General features: G+C 51.6%; 8 protein-coding genes. 5 read left to right on the forward strand and 3 right to left on the reverse strand.

The genetic code is table 11. The features are described 5' to 3' along the window. Positions 1 to 60: 60 nt before the first annotated feature. Positions 61 to 2,511, forward strand: a complete 2,451-nt coding sequence (locus AWR27_RS19420; protein ID WP_077132725.1) for a 3-hydroxyacyl-CoA dehydrogenase/enoyl-CoA hydratase family protein — start codon at positions 61 to 63, stop codon at positions 2,509 to 2,511. 117 nt (positions 2,512 to 2,628) lie between these two features. On the opposite strand, the gene AWR27_RS19425 is transcribed toward AWR27_RS19420, so the two are convergent. Then, positions 2,629 to 3,987 carry a Gfo/Idh/MocA family protein gene (locus tag AWR27_RS19425; protein ID WP_077132726.1) on the reverse strand — a complete coding sequence of 453 codons (1,359 nt, stop codon included), beginning with the start codon at positions 3,985 to 3,987 and terminating at the stop codon, positions 2,629 to 2,631. Positions 3,988 to 4,327: 340 nt separating this feature from the next. Here AWR27_RS19425 and AWR27_RS19430 point away from each other — a divergent pair, with 340 nt between their 5' ends. Then, on the forward strand, positions 4,328 to 7,351 hold the full coding sequence (locus AWR27_RS19430; RefSeq protein ID WP_077132727.1) for a TonB-dependent receptor: 3,024 nt from the start codon (positions 4,328 to 4,330) through the stop codon (positions 7,349 to 7,351). Here AWR27_RS19430 and AWR27_RS19435 read toward each other — a convergent pair. Continuing rightward, a complete protein-coding gene (locus AWR27_RS19435) occupies positions 7,348 to 7,962 on the reverse strand; it encodes a hypothetical protein (RefSeq protein ID WP_157579272.1) in 615 nt (204 codons plus the stop codon). The two genes, AWR27_RS19430 and AWR27_RS19435, sit on opposite strands and share 4 nt — an antisense overlap. A 176-nt stretch (positions 7,963 to 8,138) precedes the next feature. On the opposite strand from AWR27_RS19435, the gene AWR27_RS19440 reads away from it, so the two are divergent. Next, positions 8,139 to 9,512, forward strand: coding sequence for an APC family permease (locus tag AWR27_RS19440; protein ID WP_077132729.1), 1,374 nt, complete (start codon positions 8,139 to 8,141; stop codon positions 9,510 to 9,512). A gap of 62 nt (positions 9,513 to 9,574) precedes the next feature. Here the strand turns inward: AWR27_RS19440 and AWR27_RS19445 are convergent, their stop codons facing one another. After that, positions 9,575 to 12,541, reverse strand: coding sequence for an FAD-binding and (Fe-S)-binding domain-containing protein (locus AWR27_RS19445; RefSeq protein WP_077132730.1), 2,967 nt, complete (start codon positions 12,539 to 12,541; stop codon positions 9,575 to 9,577). Positions 12,542 to 12,998: 457 nt separating this feature from the next. Here AWR27_RS19445 and AWR27_RS19450 point away from each other — a divergent pair, with 457 nt between their 5' ends. Further along, entirely contained in the window at positions 12,999 to 16,211 is a 3,213-nt protein-coding gene (locus tag AWR27_RS19450) for a SusC/RagA family TonB-linked outer membrane protein (protein WP_077132731.1), read from the forward strand. Between the two features lie 131 nt (positions 16,212 to 16,342). Continuing rightward, the gene (locus AWR27_RS19455) at positions 16,343 to 17,824 is read left to right on the forward strand and encodes a RagB/SusD family nutrient uptake outer membrane protein (RefSeq protein ID WP_077132732.1); all 1,482 of its coding nucleotides are present in this window, start codon (positions 16,343 to 16,345) and stop codon (positions 17,822 to 17,824) included. Positions 17,825 to 18,015: the final 191 nt, after the last annotated feature.

The following is an 18,015-nucleotide window of genomic DNA, read 5'->3' on the forward strand; positions in this document are numbered from 1 at the left end:
AAGAAAGATGTCTGTGAGAACCCGTCCCATCTGTAAAATCCGTGTTCCATCAACAACCACATGGAAGCTACTTTAGAAAAACCCAAAACAACTGTAAAGAACCGGACCATTCGGCGCGTGGCCGTGCTGGGATCGGGCATCATGGGGTCTCGCATTGCGGCCCACTTCGCCAATATCGGCGTCGATGTATTACTGCTCGACATTGTGCCGAAAGAGCCAAACGATGCTGAAAAAGCGAAAGGACTGACCACCGACAGCCCCGCCGTGCGCAACCGCATCGTAAACGACGCGTTTCAGACCATGCTCAAGGCATCGCCCGCGTCGCTCTACAGCCCCAAATTTGCCGACCGTATCAAGCTTGGCAACTTCGATGATAACCTCAAAGAAATTGGTAGTTATGACTGGGTGATTGAGGTAGTTGTTGAACGGCTCGACATCAAACGGTCTGTTTATGAACGCGTTGAGCAGTTTCGCAAGCCCGGTACGCTGATCACGTCGAATACGTCGGGCATTCCGATGCATTTGCTCTCGGAAGGCCGCTCCGATGATTTCCGACGTAATTTTTGCGGTACGCACTTCTTCAACCCGCCCCGCTACCTGCGCCTGCTCGAAATTATTCCCGGCCCCGATACCGACCCGGCTGTGATTGATTTCCTGATGAACTACGGCGATCTGTATCTGGGCAAAACTACGGTGCTCTGCAAAGACACGCCCGGCTTCATTGCCAACCGGCTCGGTATTCAGTCCCTGATTCAAACGATTCGGGTGGCCGAAGACATGGGCCTGACGGTTGAAGAAGTCGATAAACTGACCGGGCCGGTAGTAGGTCGGCCCAAGTCGGGTACGTTCCGGCTGTCGGACGTGGTGGGCTTGGACACAACCGTGAACGTAGCCTCCAACCTCGTTAAGCTGGAGCACGACGAGTCGCGGGCGAGTTTTGAGTTGCCGGCGTCGGTGCAGAAGCTGATGGAGAACAAGTGGCTCGGCGACAAAACCGGACAGGGCTATTACAAGAAAACGAAAGACGCTAACGGGCAAACGCAGATTCTGGCTCTCGACCTGAAAACATTCGGGTACAAGCCGTCGGAGAAAGTCAAATTTGCCACGCTCGAAAGCACAAAAGCAATTGATAGTCTGAAGAAACGCTTCCCCGTACTGCTGGCGGGCACCGACAAAGCGGGCGAATTTTACCGCCGAACCTTTGCCGACGGATTTGCCTATGCCACGCATCGCATCCCCGAAATTTCAGACGAACTCTACCGCATCGACGCGGCCATTACAACCGGCTTCGGCTGGCAGTTGGGCCTGTTCGAGACCTGGGACGCGCTTGGCGTTCAGAAGGGCGTAGATATGATGGAAGCACAGGGCAAAAAACCCGCGCAATGGGTGTATGAGATGCTCGACGCCGGTTTTGAGAGCTTCTACAAGATTGAAGGGGGCAAGCGGATGTATTACGACATTCCAGCGAGAGACTACAAGGCTATTCCCGGCACGGAAGCGTTTATTATTCTCGAAAACCTCCGGGGAGACGGTCCCAGTAACAATATTGTCTGGAAAAACAACGGAGCCAATATCATCGACCTCGGCGACGGCATTCTGAACGTAGAGTTCCGCTCGAAGATGAACACCTTCGGGCCGGAGGTTTCGGAAGCTCTGATGAAAGGTATTACGCTGGCCGAGAAAGACTTCCGGGGTCTGGTTGTCGGCAACGACTCGACCGAAGCGTTCTCGGCAGGTGCCAACCTCGGTACGCTGTTCATGTACGCTGTTGAGCAGGAGTTCGATGAGGTGAACCTGATGATTGCCCAGTTTCAGAAACTCATCACGCGGTTGCGCTACTCAGCTATTCCGGTAGTGGTGGCCCCGCACACGCTTACGCTGGGGGGCGGCTGCGAAGCCTCGCTTCACGCCGACCGCGTAGTGGCCCATTCAGAAACGTACATGGGTCTGGTAGAAGTAGGCGTTGGTCTGATTCCGGCAGGTGGCGGCACCAAAGAAATGGCCGCCCGTGCGTCAGATTTGATTCAGACCGGCGACCCGGAGCTGAACATTGTGCAAAACATGTTCATGAACATTGCCACCGCAAAAGTTTCGACCTCGGCGCAGGAAGCCCGCGAAATGAATTACCTGCGGCCTACAGACCAGATTGTGCTGAATCGCAGCCGTCTGATTGCCGAAGCCAAACAAGCGGCTATTGAACTGGCCGAAAATGGCTATACACAGCCCAAACCCCGCACCGACATTCGGGTACAGGGCAAAACGGGTATCGCACTTTTTAAAGCCGGTATTACGGCCATGCGCATGGGTCGCTATATTTCAGATCACGACCTGAAAATTGCCGACAAACTGGCTTATGTTATCTGCGGTGGCGACCTCAGCACCCCGCAAAACGTATCGGAGCAATACCTGCTCGATCTGGAGCGCGAAGCCTTCCTGTCGCTGACTGGCGAGAAGAAAACCCTGGAGCGGATTCAAAGCCTGCTCACGGGCGGCAAACCGCTGCGAAATTAAACGAGTCATTCTGTTGTGTGGCTGGCGCATTGTAGAGACGCAACCCTTTGCGTCTCACCCGCGTCAGCCACACAACAGAATGACTCGTATTATTTATCTCCGGCGAATATATGCCTCTTACACCGCTACCGTTTTGCCGGGTACGGCAATAGCGTAGTTACCCTCTTTATCGGGTAGGCTTTTTGGCTGAGCATCCCAGGCGAGTTTGGCAGGGAACAGATCGATTTGCGAGTTGAGGGCATCGTCCCATTTCACCACATTGCCCGAGTACGTTGCCATCCGGCCCATAACGGCGGTCATGGTGCTTTTTGCGCCGTTTTCAGCATCGGCAAATTTATACTGCCCTTTCGCAATAGCGTCGAACAATTCGTCGTGTTCAATCTGATACGGGTTGCCATCGGCCTTACCGTTATGCACGTAGATCGGTGCGCCCTTGTAGGCCAGCAGCGCACTTTTCTGCCCAAACGTATCGACCTTGCCTTTCGTACCCACAAACTTCTCGTCAACAATGCTGTAGGTGCCTTCATAATGGCGGCACTGACTGTTGATAACCGTGCCATCGGCGTAGGTAAAATCAACGATGTGGTGATCAAAAATTTCGCCATAATCTTTGCCCGTGCGAACCTGCCGCCCGCCCGTTCCCTGGCACGACACCGGGTAGCCACGTTTCACCCAGTTGGCAACGTCGATGTTGTGAATGTGCTGTTCATTGATGTGATCGCCACAAAGCCAGTTGAAATAATACCAGTTGCGCATCTGGTAGTCCATCTCGGTCTGATCGGGTTTGCGAGGCTTTTGCCACACCCCTCCGCTAATCCAGTACACCTGCCCGCCCACAATGTCGCCCAATGCCCCGTCGTGAATACGCTTGACCATTTCGCGGTAATTAGGTTGGTAATGGCGTTGCAGGCCCACCACCACATTCAATTTCTTCTTTTTAGCTTCTTCGGCAGCGGCCAGCACTTTGCGAACGCCCGGTGCATCGGTAGCTACGGGCTTTTCCATGAACACGTGCTTACCCTGGCGAACGGCTTCCTCAAAATGGCTGGGCCGAAAGCCGGGTGGCGTTGCCAGAATCACCACGTCGGCCAGTGCAATAGCCTGTTTGTACGCGTCGAATCCAACGAACTTACGGTCTTCCGGTACGTCAACTTTGGGTGAGCCATCGGCAGCTTTCAGCGACCGGCCCATCAATGATTTATACGCGTCATCGACCCGGTCGCGGTAGGCGTCGGCGAGTGCTACAATTTTTACGTTTTGTTTAGTATTCAGGGCTTGCTGGGCCGCGCCCGTACCGCGCCCGCCACAACCAATCAGAGCGACCTTAATCGTGTCGTTAACAGAAAAGTGGTAGCCGGGGCCGCCTGCGCTAAAGGGTAATGCTAAACCGGGTAGGCTGCTCAACACGGCACCACTTGTAAGCAGACCCGCACTTTTCAGGAAATCGCGCCGATCCTGATTCGATTCGTTCGTCATTGTTCGTAAAAGATTGCGGTTGAGAATACGATTCTTAGAGAAAGCGGGCAACTGAGTCGATTTACTATTTCTCTCTTATTGGAAATGAGCAGTGCGTCTGAATTTCCCAGATTCATCGGCGGCAAACGTATAGATGTGGGCGGCAGAAAATCGCCGGCATATGTCACTGTAGAGTTACTTTTCTTTTATATACAGGGTTAGTAGGGAATGAAAAGTCAAAAAAACACAGAAAAATATCATTACAGGCAAGAAATTTTTGTACTAAAAACAGACTTATACGTAGTTTTATCGTCAAAAGGGAGAGTCTCCTAATTATAACCCACATTTTATCATCGTTTGTATGCGTAAAATCAGTACTTATTCATCACTGCTAACGGCCATGCTTTGCTTGTTGAGTTTGGCGACGTTCGCTCAGACCCGTATTGCCGGTAAAGTTACCGACGAAGCTAAACGCGACGAACTGGCGGGTATCAGCATTGCCGTAAAAGGGAAAGTTGCCGGCACAATTACCGACACCAAAGGCCGGTTTTCTCTAACGACCAATACGCCCACGCCATTTACCATTGCGGTGTCGGGGGTGGGTTTTCAAACGCAGGAATTCACCATTACCGGCAACCGTACCGATTTCGACATTACGCTGAAAGAGCAGGTGATGTTGGGGCAGGAGGTCGTTGTATCGGCGTCACGCGTTGAAGAGAGCGTACTCCAGTCGCCCGTATCAGTTGAGAAAATGGACATTCGGGCCATTCAATCAACGCCATCGGCTACGTTCTACGACGCCCTGCAAAACATCAAAGGCGTCGACATGAGCACCCAAAGCCTCACGTTCCGGTCGGTTAACGTGCGCGGATTTGGAGCCAATGGCAATACGCGGGTAGTGCAGCTTGCCGATGGCATGGACAATCAGGCACCGGGGCTGAATTTCTCGGTAGGCAATCTGGCCGGCATTTCGGAACTTGATCTCGAAAGTGTTGAATTGCTGCCTGGTGCAGCGTCGGCCCTATACGGCCCTAATGCAATAAATGGCTTGCTGTTGCTGAATTCAAAAAGCCCGTTTCTGTATCAGGGCCTGAGCGCCCAGGCGAAAGTAGGCGTCATGAACGCCAGCAACCGAACCACGGCCACAACGCCGTATTATGACATGGCATTCCGCTATGCGAAAGCGTTCAACAACAAATTCGCTTTTAAAGTCAACGTATCGTATTTAAAAGCCAACGACTGGCAGGCTACCGACTACCGCGATCAGAGCTTTGCCAATGGCTTCAACCTACAAACCGGTACGCGCCAGACCAATCAGGGCTATGACGGCATCAATGTTTATGGCGACGCCAGCGCGAACATTTACACCAGCCTGTTTGGTAATGGTCAGCCTGGCACAGGTGCCAATGGTACGTCGCAGATTCTTGGCCTGATTGCCACCACGCAGATTCCGCAGGCAGGCAACCGAACACTGCCTCAACTGACGGGCCAGACACCACAGCAGATTTTCAACAGCCTTATTCCAAACCAGTTGATTTCACGGACGGGCTATAATGAAAATGAGCTGGTCGACTATAATGTCAATAACCTGAAGTTGAGTGGTGCTCTTCATTACCGCCTAAACGAAAACCTCGAACTGATTGGGCAGGTCAACGCTGGTACCGGAACCACTGTGTATACAGGTGCCGACCGCTATTATATCAAAGGTTTTTACTTGGGGCAGTACAAACTCGAACTGAAAGGTTCAAATTTCTTTGTGCGTGCTTATACCACACAGGAGCGTTCGGGCGATGCCTATGCAACCGGAACGCTTGGTCAGGGTATCAACGAAGCTTGGAAACCCAGTGCATCAGCATGGTTTCCGCAATTTTTCGGCACCTATGCCCAAACAGCATTTCAGGGCTATGCAGGTGCTTTGCTAACGGCACTCGGTTCGGGGCAATCTCAGGCAGCCGCTGTTGCAGCCGCTCAGAGTTTTGTTAATAGCCAACAGGGCGTTTGGTTAAGTACTGCGCGGGGATTAGCCGACCAGGGTAGGCTTGTACCGGGAACGCCCGGCTTCCAGCAAGCGTTCGATGCCGTTTCTACCCGCCCGCTACCCGGCAACTTTGCCGTAAATCCGCCCCAGGTTGGTGCCAGGTTCTTAGATAAAACGAATCTGTATCATGCCGAATTTATGTATAACTTCAACAAACTGATCGATCCAAAGTTGGTTGAAGTGATTGTAGGCGGTAATTTCCGGCAGTATGCGCTGAACTCCGGTGGTACGCTTTTCCTGCAAAAAGAAGACGGCAGCGAATACTCGATCAGCGAATATGGTGGATACGTACAGGCTCAGAAAACCGTTGCCGACATACTGAAGCTGACTGGCTCGATTCGCTACGATAAAAACCAGAATTTTAAAGCACAGATCAGCCCGCGTCTGTCGGCAGTACTAACGCTCGACAAAACGCACAACATCCGGGCGTCGTTTCAGCGCGGGTTCCGTATCCCAACTACGCAATCACAGTATATTGACCTGAACACACCGAGCGCACGGCTGATTGGTGGCTTGCCCGTATTCGCTCAGAAATACAATTTTGCGGGTAATCCGGTATATACGCTGGCATCGGTGCGTGCGTTTGGCGCAGCGTTGCAACAGGGAACCCCCTTACCGCAGGCGACACAGTTGCTCCAGCAGTTTCAGAATCCCGGTTACGACCCGGAGCGGGTAGAAACGTATGAGGTAGGTTATAAAGGCTTGATTAAAAACAGGCTGTTTATCGATGCGTACTACTACTACAACCGCTTCCTGAATTTTGAAGGTGGCTCGCAGGTTATTCAGGGCATTAATCCGGTGAACCTGTCGAACCCGGTAACAGCCCTGCAACTCTTGAGCGGTACCACGCGCACCGTGTATAGCCTGCCCACCAACGCACCCGTGCAGTTACGTAATGCAGGCTGGGCTATTAGTGCCGATTACCAACTGCCGGGTAACTTTGCTATTGGCGGTAACGTATCCTCGAACTATCTCGTACAACAGGACAAAATTCCGGCTGATTTCGTAACGTTCTTCAATACGCCGAAGTATCGCTACAATCTGTCGTTCGGAAATCGGAATATTCGTGGTAGCAACTTCGGCTTCAATATTGTGTGGCGTTATCAGGATTCGTTCTTGTGGGAAACAACCATTGCAAACACCGAGGCTACAAACCGCAAACAAACCATTATTCCGGCCTATAGTACGCTCGATGCACAGGTAACGAAGAAATTGCCGGGTATCAAATCAATCATAAAAGTGGGTGGCACCAACCTGCTGGGTAACTTGTACCAGCAGTCTTGGGCCAACCCACTTATTGGCTCAATGTACTACGTAAGCCTAACGTTCGATGAGTTACTGAATTAATTTTTGCCGGTTTGCGGGTAACTATTACCACCCGCTTTCTGGCCCGAAGGTGTGCCGGGTTTGCCCGCGCCAGTTGGCTGTGGACCGTTTGTAGAAACGTTCCGGTCGCTGGTGCGGGCTTCCTTTTGCACGGCTGCGTTGTTTGTAGGACGTTTTGAACCGCCCGTTGAGCCAGAGGTAGAGCTTTCGCTTACCTTCTTGCCCCCATATGTGGGCGTTCCATTGCTGGTCAGGCCACCGTCTGACGCGGTGCCGTTTTTGGTACTTTTCGGCTGGCTACCTGTTTTCGGGCGTGTTTCGGCTACGCGTGTACCTTTGGCTCCGCCCGCCGACGGTACGCTGGCCGAACCTTGCGAAGTGCTACCCTGCGTGTTAGTAGGGCCAGTAGGCGAATAATAGCTATTGCCATTGCGCGTCATCCCCGACTCCATTTTACCCGTTCCCCGGCGTTTCATGCCTTCAACCGAACTTTTGTTAGTATTGGTTGTGCTGCTTTGCTGCGACACCACGCCATTAACCTTTGTATTGGCCCCCTGCACCTGCTTCTGAGCGTGCGACTCTGTTAGACATGCGGTGACTATAGCCAGACTAAAAACAACTGCCTTCTTCATAACGTCTTGTATTTACATAAGTATGCTATCATTTCCAACCTAAGTCTATAGAATTTGTTTAGAAAAAGATTTTACCCCTAAGCAGCCTTATAAGGTAGAACTTTTCTGGTCTGCCAAACCGTTCGGAAGGAAGTCTGTTTGCCTCTTTATTCGCCACTTTTAGCTCATCTCGCTCTTTGGTAAATTCTACGTCTCCTGATTTTTCGGCAAATACTGAAGCTACAGCCTCCCAACTGCCCCGTCGGTTAAATTTATTGCAGGGAACGGCCCTGAACATGATCGACATGGTGGGTATTGGGCCATTTGTGGTACTGCCCTTCGTTATTAAAACAATGGGTGGTCCACTGTTTTTATGGGCCTGGGTGCTGGGGGCCGTAGTTGCACTAATCGATGCATTTGTGTGGGCCGAATTGGGAGCTGCTTTTCCGCAGGCAGGAGGTAGCTATAATTTCCTCAAAATCGCGTATGGCGAACGGCGTTGGGGGCGGCTGCTGTCATTTCTCTATGTCTGGCAAACGCTCATTCAGGCTCCGCTCGTGGTGGCGTCGGGGGCAATTGGCTTCGCTCAGTACAGTTCATACCTTGTACCGCTGACCGATTGGCAGCTAAAACTTGTTTCGGGGGCGGTTGTGCTGCTGATAATTGGCCTGTTGTATCGAAAAATTGATTCGATTGGCAAAATCGGCTTAGTGATGTGGAGTGCGGTGCTACTAACCCTCGGTCTCATTATCGTAGGTGGTTTGAGCAACATCCGAATTCCCGTTGGGCAAACGCTTTCGGCAATGACCGATCTGAGCGGGGGTTTGCTGGCCGCTGGGCTGGGGCAGGCGTCGGTCAAAACAATCTACTGTTACTTAGGCTATTACAATGTTTGCCATTTAGGGGGCGAAATGAAACGGCCCGAACGAACTATTCCGGCGAGTATGTTTATTTCGATTGCCGGCATAGCCATTCTCTACTTACTGATGAATCTGAGCGTGGTGAGCGTGGTGCCGTGGCAACAGGCACAACATAGCGAGTTCATTGTCAGCACGTTTGTCGAGACGCTATACGGTCCTGGTGCGGCTCGAATCGCTACCGTTTTAGTGCTGGTCGTTGCGTTTTCGTCGCTGTTTGCGGTCTTGCTGGGCTACTCGCGGGTGCCGTATGCCGCTGCTGTCGATGGGCAGTTTTTTCGCGTGTTTGCCCGGCTGCACCCAACCCGGCAGTTTCCGTATGTGTCGCTGCTCTTTTTGGGTGGTCTGGGGTTTGTATTCAGCCTATTGTTTCGGCTGAGCGACGTTATCACGGCCATTCTGGCAATGCGGATTATGATTCAGTTTGTAGGGCAGGCTGTGGGCTTGTTGTTGCTCCATCATCGACGCAAACGGTCGGAGTTTCCGTTCCGTATGCCGCTGTTTCCACTGCCCGTTTTGCTGGCTATCGGCGTTTGGCTATGGATTTTTTATGCTACTGGCTGGCCGTTTATGCGGTCGGGTCTGGTCGTAACCGGGTTGGGCGTTGTTGCTTTTTTAGTGTCGGCGCGCTTGCAAAAGCAGTGGCCCGGGTAACGCGGCTGGGAAGCCGCTCGCTCTGCAACAGTGACTAAATACAAAGCGGCTTTCCAGCCGCGTTACACTAACGCATCAAATAAAATCTCTGCCGGGTGTTGAGCGGTTCGACCTGTGCCGTCGTGAATCTGGTGGCGGCAACTGGTGCCAGGGGCAGCAATCAACACGTCGGCAGGCTGCTCCCGAACGGTTGGAAACAGCACCAGTTCGCCAATTTTCATTGACACGTCGTAGTGCTCGGCTTCATAACCAAACGAGCCCGCCATGCCGCAACACCCCGATGGAATCAACTGTACCGTATAATTTTTCGGCAACGATAAGGCTTTCTTGCCCGGCACCAGCGATGAAACAGCCTTCTGCTGGCAATGCCCGTGTAGCTTGATTACCCGTTTTTCTTCGGTAAACTGCTCCGGTCGGATACGGCCCGCATCAAGTTCACGGGCAACAAATTCTTCAAAGGTTAGTGTATACTGAGCAATACGTTTGGCATCGTCAACGAGTTCGGCACTAACCAGGTCAGGATATTCGTCGCGAAAGGTCAGAATAGCCGACGGTTCCAAGCCGACTAAGGGCGTTTCTTCGCTCAGTATGTCTTTCAATGCCAGCACGTTCCGGTCGGCCAGCGTTTTGGCGTACTTCAGCATTCCTTTCGATAAGGCCGCCCGACCGCTTTCGCCGTGTTCGGGAATAACTACCGCATAGCCTAATCGCTCAAATAACTGAATGGCTTTCTGCCCAACCAATACGTCGTTGTAGTCGGTAAATTCGTCGCAGAATAGAAATAGCGAAGGCGTTTGGTTTTTTTGTCCTGCGGAAACCTTAGCCGTTGATTTTTGTCCCTTGAACCAACTTTTCACCGTCGTCTTTCCCAGCAGCGGCATCGTCCGGTCGGGGTGGAAACCAACGATGCGGTTGGCGATACGCCGGAGCGCGGGCGTTCCCAATATGCCATTCCAGGCCCAGGGTACGTAACTCGCCAGCCCCACCAGCCGCGTAAAGTTGGCAATCAGCCGCGACCGCAACGGAACACCGTTAGCATCGTAATAGTGTTGCAGAAACTCAGCTTTCAGCTTTGCTACGTCAACATTTGACGGACACTCGTTTTTACACCCCTTGCAGGACAAACACAGGTCGTAAACCTCTTTAATCTCCTCGTGATCGAAACGGTTGTCTTTGGGTGAGTGGGTCAGCATCTCGCGCAGGATGTTGGCCCGCGCCCGCGTAGTGTCTTTTTCGTTGCGGGTAGCCATATAGCTGGGGCACATCGTTCCGCCCGAAAGCTGCGTTTTCCGGCAATCGCCCGATCCGTTGCATTGCTCGGCGTGTTGCAGCACGGTTTGGTTTTCGTACCGGAAATACGTTTTGACATCAGGCGTTTGCTGCCCGGCCTCGTAGCGCAGAAACGTATCCATCGGCGGTGTTTCCACAATTTTGCCGGGATTAAAAATGCCTTCCGGGTCCCATGTGTGCTTAATTTGGCGCATCAGCTCGTAGTTATGCGGCCCCACCATCTGCGGAATAAACTCGCCCCGCAGCCGCCCGTCGCCGTGTTCGCCCGACAGCGAGCCGTCGTATTTTTTAACGAGCGTAGCAATTTCTTCGGCTATCAACCGGTATTGTCGGTGGCCTTCGGCGGTTTTCAGGTTAATAATTGGCCGCAGGTGCAACTCGCCTGAACCGGCATGAGCATAGTGTACCGACGTCATGTTGTGTTTCCGCAGAATCTCGTTGAACTCGCGGATGTAATCGGGCAGGTCGCGGACATCAACAGCGGTGTCTTCAATCACGGCCACGGCTTTTTCATCGCCGGGAAGATTGCCCAACAGGCCCAGCCCAGCTTTGCGCAGGGTCCAGATTTTCTTCGTATCGTCGCCAAAGAGCAGCGGGAAGTGGTAGCCCATGCCAACGGCACGCATCTCAGCTTCCATTTGCGCAGCCAACTGCTCAATTTCAGCGCGGGTATCGCGCGATAGATCGACTACGAGAATAATCGGAAAACGGTCGTCGGGGGTTTTCTGAACGAAAAAGCTGTTTTTGCGCTGCTCGGCGTTTTCGTTCGCACATTCCAGAATAATATCGTCGATGAGTTCTACGGCATAGGGGCTGTAGTTCAGCGCAATGAGCGTGGCCCGCAACGCTTCGTCAATCGAGCGGCAGTGCACGCACACCAGACCGTTTTCTTTCGGCGGCAACGGCACCACGTTCAGCTTGATTTCAGTCAAGAAACAAAGCGTACCTTCTGACCCGGCAATAAACTTAGCCAAATTGAACGGCTGCCCAGTAGGCGTAAACGGCTCCATTTCAAGTACTTCATCGAGTGCATAGCCCGTGTTGCGCCGTTCAATGGTTCGTTTCGGGAAGTTGCGCCGGATTTCTTCCTGATTAGCTGGGTTTGCCAGTATCTCATTGGTTTTCAACACAATTTTATCAACCAATGTGGCAGAGCCATTTCTACGGCTGGCCTCGGCAACTTTTTTAGTGAAATCCCAGCCACTCATGGGGCCAAATTCTGCTTCGGTGCCATCGGCCAGCAACGCTTTCACCGACAGCGTATGGTTGCGCGTGTCGCGGTATACTACCGAGTTGGAGCCGCAGGAGTTATTGCCTACCATGCCGCCAATCATGGCCCGATTGGCCGTGCTGGTTTCCGGCCCGAAATACAGGCCATAGGGTCGTAAAAATTGATTGAGTTCATCGCGCACAACACCCGGCTGCACACGCACCCAGCGTTCGTCGGGGTTGATTTCCAGAATCTTCGTGAAGTGCTTCGATACATCGACAACGATGCCACTACCAACCACCTGACCTGCCAGCGACGTACCGGCGGTACGCGGAATAAGCGATGTTTTATACTGCCGGGCAAACGAAATCAGCACTTTCAAATCATCGACTGTTTCTGGTATGGCAACGGCTGCGGGCATCTCACGATAAGCCGAGGCATCGGTAGCATAAAGTGTTCGATGAGTAGAATCGGTGTGTAGTTTTCCTTTCAGTTGGACAGCTAATAAACTCAGATCATTTGTGGTCATGGGACTGAATGGCCGTGTGGTCGTGTGTCGGCACTAAAAATTTTAAGCAAAATTAACTGTATTTACCACATATTTTTAGTTCTGCCAGCGGTCTGCAAACCAGCGGTAGTTATTAATAAAGTTATAAAAAATTGTCAATTACAGAGACAAATCCGTTGATAGCCAGTATGGTTACATAACTTACTTTTTAGAATAGTACAATATAGGCGAGAGTTACTTACACTATTGATGATACAATTTTGACTTTGAATAAACCGATTTTAACCCGTCGGCATTTGTATTTTAAGCATTAGCCTGTTTTTTTTGCTAACTGGTTCAGGTTTATGTTCTATTATTTCTCTTCTATCTGCTACAATCAAATGCAGAATTTATTAGTCAAATCAGGTAACTACTTAATAGATGCGTAAGCCTGAATCAGCGAGTTCACTCAAAAATTTTCAACTTTTATTGTAAACCTATGATGGACAAATCCTACTCACAAAACCGTACTGTCGGTTGCGTAGGTCAGGTTGAGGCAACTCAACTTCAGTCATCCAGCCGGAAGACTTTATTTAGCTTCCTGACCATGCTGGTGATGGTGCTGCTTCTGGGAAGCCAGAACGCCTGGGCGCAGGGACGCACCGTGACGGGTACGGTTACTGACCCAACCGGATCAGGGTTGCCGGGTGTAAGTGTGCAGATCAAAGGCACACAGCGCGGTACGAACACGGATGCCGATGGCAAGTATAGCCTTGCCAACGTGCCTGATAATGCAACGCTGGTGCTGAGCTTCATTGGTTACACTACGCAGGAAGTAGCTGTAGGCAACCGTTCGACACTTGATGTGAAGCTGGCCGATGACACAAAAGCACTCGAAGAGGTTGTTGTTGTGGGCTATGGTACGTCGAAAAAGAAAGACCTGACGGGTTCGGTAGCGCAGGTAAGTTCGAAAGACTTTAACCCCGGTATCAACCCAAACCCCCTGCAAGCCATTCAGGGTAAGGTAGCTGGTCTGGTTATCACAACCCCTTCGGGTGATCCTAACTCGCAGCCAACCGTTCGTCTGCGTGGATATACTTCGCTGGGTGGTGGTTCGGAGCCGCTGTATGTGGTTGATGGTATGATCGGCGTACCCATCAGCCAGGTAAACCCGAATGACATCGAAACGATGGACGTACTGAAAGATGCGTCGGCGGCTGCTATCTACGGTTCGCGTGCTGCCAATGGCGTTATCATCGTAACGACCAAGCGCGGTAAAGCGGGACAAACGCAGGTGTCGTTTAACAATTACGTAGGTATCGAAACCATCGCACGTCGGCTCGATCTGCTCGATGGCCCCGGCTACGTGGCGGCTGTAACGCAAATTCAGGGGGCTGCGGCTCTAAACGATGGTCTGCGCTTCCCCAAAGATGCCAACGGTAACTACTACAACACCAACTGGATCGATCAGATTACGCGCACGGCTGTTACCAACAATCATAACCTTGCCGTATCGGGTGGTTCGCAGAACTTCAGCTACCGGGGTTCGCTTGACTATATCAAGCAGGATGGTATTGTGAAAAATACGGGCTTCAACCGGATTATCGGTCGGATGAACCTCGATCAGAAAGCACTCGACAATCGCCTGAATGTGCAGTACAACCTGCAATTCACGCAAACCAACCAGAAGTTTGCTGATAACAACATTGTACGCCGGGCGGCTCAGTTTCTGCCGACCCTGCCCGTAAGCTACCCGACGAGTTCGACCCAGAACATTGGCGGTTATGCTGAGGTGCCTGGTGCGTTTGATTTGTTCAACCCGGTTGCGGGTCTGGAGAAGGCAATTAACAACGGTGTTCGCAACACAGCTATTGTGGGGGCTAACCTGCGTTATGACATTCTCGATGGGCTGGCTTTCGGCGTAAACGCGCAGTTGCAGAACGACCAAACAAACAACAACTACGCAACTGACCCAAGCGTAAAGTTCTATCAGGGGAACAACGGTCGGGCTGAGCGTCGTCAGTACAACTCGCTGAACCGATTGGTTGAGACGACGTTGAATTACAACCGCACGTTTGGTGGTAACAGTAACTACTCGTTGTTAGGCGGTTACTCTTTCCAGCAATTAGACAACGACGGCTTTTCAGCGGCTAACAACCAGTTTGTAACGACCGTTACAGGCTTCGACAACCTCGGTTTGGGTGCTGGTACACTGCTGAATCCCAGCAACACTTATGCAAACTCGTACCGAAATCAGTCGCGTCTGATCTCGTTCTTTGGCCGGGCCACGGTTAACCTGACCGATAAGTACAACGTAACGGCAACGATTCGGCGGGACGGTAGCTCGAAGTTTGGTGCTAACAACAAGTGGGGTATCTTCCCATCGGTAGCGGCAGGCTGGAACATCTCGAACGAACCGTTCTTCCCCAAATCAACCGTTATCAACTTCCTGAAACTGCGGGCAGGCTGGGGCCAAACGGGTAACTCAGAAGGTATCAACGCCTACAATTCGATTCAGTTGTACGGTCAGAGAGGCACTTACTTCGACGGCACCATTGGCGACTTTCTGCCGGGTTATGGTATCACGCAGAACGCTAACCCCAACCTGAAGTGGGAGGTTGTTGGTCAAACCAACGTGGGGCTGGACTTCCAGATGTTTAACAGCCGCTTCTCGGGTTCTATTGAATACTACAGCAAGCTCACCAGCGATATGTTGTATAACATCAACGTACCAGCCGATGGCGTAAACTATTTTGCTAACAGCATTCTGGCAAACATTGGTAGTATGCGTAACAATGGTGTTGAACTGTCGTTTGGTGGTGATATCGTCAAGAAAGGTGATTTCATCTGGAACGCCCGCATTGTAGGTTCGTACAACAAAAACACCATTGTATCGCTGTCTAACGATCAGTTCAACATCGGTCAGGTACGTTTCAACCCCTTCGGTGGTCGCGGTCTGTCAGACGTATTTGCTTCATTCCTGGTTGTAGGCCGTCCGTTGGGTGAGTTCAACAACGTACCAACGTTCACGGGGCAGTATAGTGCAGACGGAGCACCCTTGCTGCGGCCTGCAACGGGCGACACGCCGGTAACGAGCGTTGCCCAGGCTGATGCAGCCGCTGCCATTGCTGCGGGCAACCCTATCAATCAGGGCAATCCACAACCGTTCCTGAATGCGTCGTTCATTAACTCGTTCCGGTATAAGAACTTCGACATGAATTTCATGCTGCGCGGTGTGTTCGGCAACACCATTCTGAACAATACCCGCTCGAACTACATGATTCCGGGTTCGCTTCTGGAAACCAACATGCTACGCGATGTTACGACGCTGCCTGCCAACTACGGGACCAACGTACTCTCGACCAACTGGCTCGAAAGCGGCACGTTTGTTCGGCTGAACAACTGGCAGATTGGCTACACGCTTCCTGTTAAGCCAAATAAATATTTCTCAGGAGCGCGGGCCTACATAGGTGGCAACAACCTGTTTATTCTGACAGCCTATAAAGGCATTGATCCTGAATTGCAGGCTGCCGGTAGCTTAGAAGTGAACAACGACCAGAATGGTCAGGTGTTGGCACCAGCAACAGGTAGCGTCCCAACGGGTAACCGCCCAGTTCGTCAGACTCCATCGCCGGTTGGTCTTGATGACGCTGGTGCCGGTTTCTATCCCCGTACCCGGTCGTTCCAGTTGGGTCTGAATCTGACATTCTAAGTGAGTTGTTTTCACAAACTGGGTATAACCCAAAAAAATATTCAGTTTGTGAAAACCGTTTTTGTAAACACGTCGTTAGTATCGCATTCAGCAGTCCTAACACTGTAACTCATTAATTTTCAAAAACTTCTATGAAACGAGTAAACATAAAAGTACTACTGGGTTGCACGGCTCTCATGCTGGCAGGTCAGTCCTGTACCGACCTTACGGAAAAGACGTTCGACGTTATTCCAACATCGAGTAACTTCGGTTCGACACCCGGACAGCAGGCCGCTCTGATTGGCCCGCTGTATGGTAGCTTAGGCGATTACTTCGGTAATATGAACGAACTAAACGCCACTACCGACGAGCAGATGGTGCCAACGCGGGGTGGCGACTGGAAGGATGGCGATAACTGGAAGCGTCTGTACATGCACGAGTGGGACCCTGTTACCGATAACGGTCAGTTCAACGGACGCTGGACCTGGTGCTACAACGCTATCACCTCGATCAATCAGCAGATAGGGACATTAACAGATCCATCTCTGATTGCCGAGTTGAAAGTGCTTCGGGCTTTCTTCCACTATCAGGCAATGGATTTGTTCGGTAACGTGATCATTGCTGATAAAGTGGGAGGTGGGCCTTCTACTCAATCGACTCGGGCACAAGTATTCGCATTTGTTGAGAAGGAAATTCTTGACAACTATGCAGCTCTGAAGCCAGACGTAGGTGGTGCTTTTTACGGTCGTATGAATAAGCCGGTAGCTGACATGATTCTGGCTAAGCTGTACCTGAATGCACAAGTGTATACCGGTACCGCTCGCTGGGCCGATGCTATTACACGTTGCAATAACATCATTAGCTCGGGTAAATTCTCGCTGGCTGGCGACTTCTTCGCCAACTTCGTGACGCAGAACCAAAATTCGCCTGAAATCATTCTGGCAACGCCGTTCAGCAGCACCAAGCGTGGTGGTATGAACATTCAGATGCGGACATTGCACTACAACAGTCAGTTGACCTACAACCTCGGTGCACAACCCTGGAATGGCTATTGTACTGTGACGGAATTCTACAACTCGTTTGCCGATCAGGACGTTCGGAAGCGGATGTGGATTGTTGGGCAGCAGTTCCGGGCCAATGGAACGCCCCTCAGTGATGACAACGTACCAATGGTGTTCACGCCCGAGATTCCTGCGTTCGCGATGCCTGCCGGTCCGGCTGGCCGTTTGGCTGGTGCGCGTAGCCAGAAGTACCAGATTCAGCGTAACAACCCCTTCAACGATCAGGACAACGATTTCGTGGTCTACCGTTTGGGCGATGTGTACCTGATGCGGGCTGAGGCTAACCTGCGTTTGGGCAATGCGGCTGCCGCGCTGACCGATGCCAACGTTATTCGGGCACGGGCTGGCTTGCCAGCTTATACGGCTGCTCAACTGACGCTTGATGAATTGCTGGCTGAACGCGGTCGCGAACTGGCGTGGGAATACCACCGTCGTCAGGATCTGATCCGTTTCGGTCAGTACACGAAAGCATGGCGTTTTAAAGCGGCTTCGGGCGCATTCCGCAACCTGTTCCCGATTCCGAACGATCAGCTTGTTCTGAATCCGAGCTTGAAGCAAAATCCTGGTTATTAAGTTAATTTTATTCTATGAAAAAAGCAGCCTCTTACGGGGGGCTGCTTTTTTGTTTTGACTGACCAAGACTTATCTCCATAAATCCCAATTATCTCAAAGAAAATGGCTAATTCTCAGCCGGTTTTCGTTATCTTTGCGGTCCCTTTTCTGCGTGCTTTCCTGAACCGCTTCCTGCTCCTTCCGTAACGGTA

Source organism: Spirosoma montaniterrae, assembly GCF_001988955.1.
Taxonomy (GTDB): domain Bacteria; phylum Bacteroidota; class Bacteroidia; order Cytophagales; family Spirosomataceae; genus Spirosoma; species Spirosoma montaniterrae.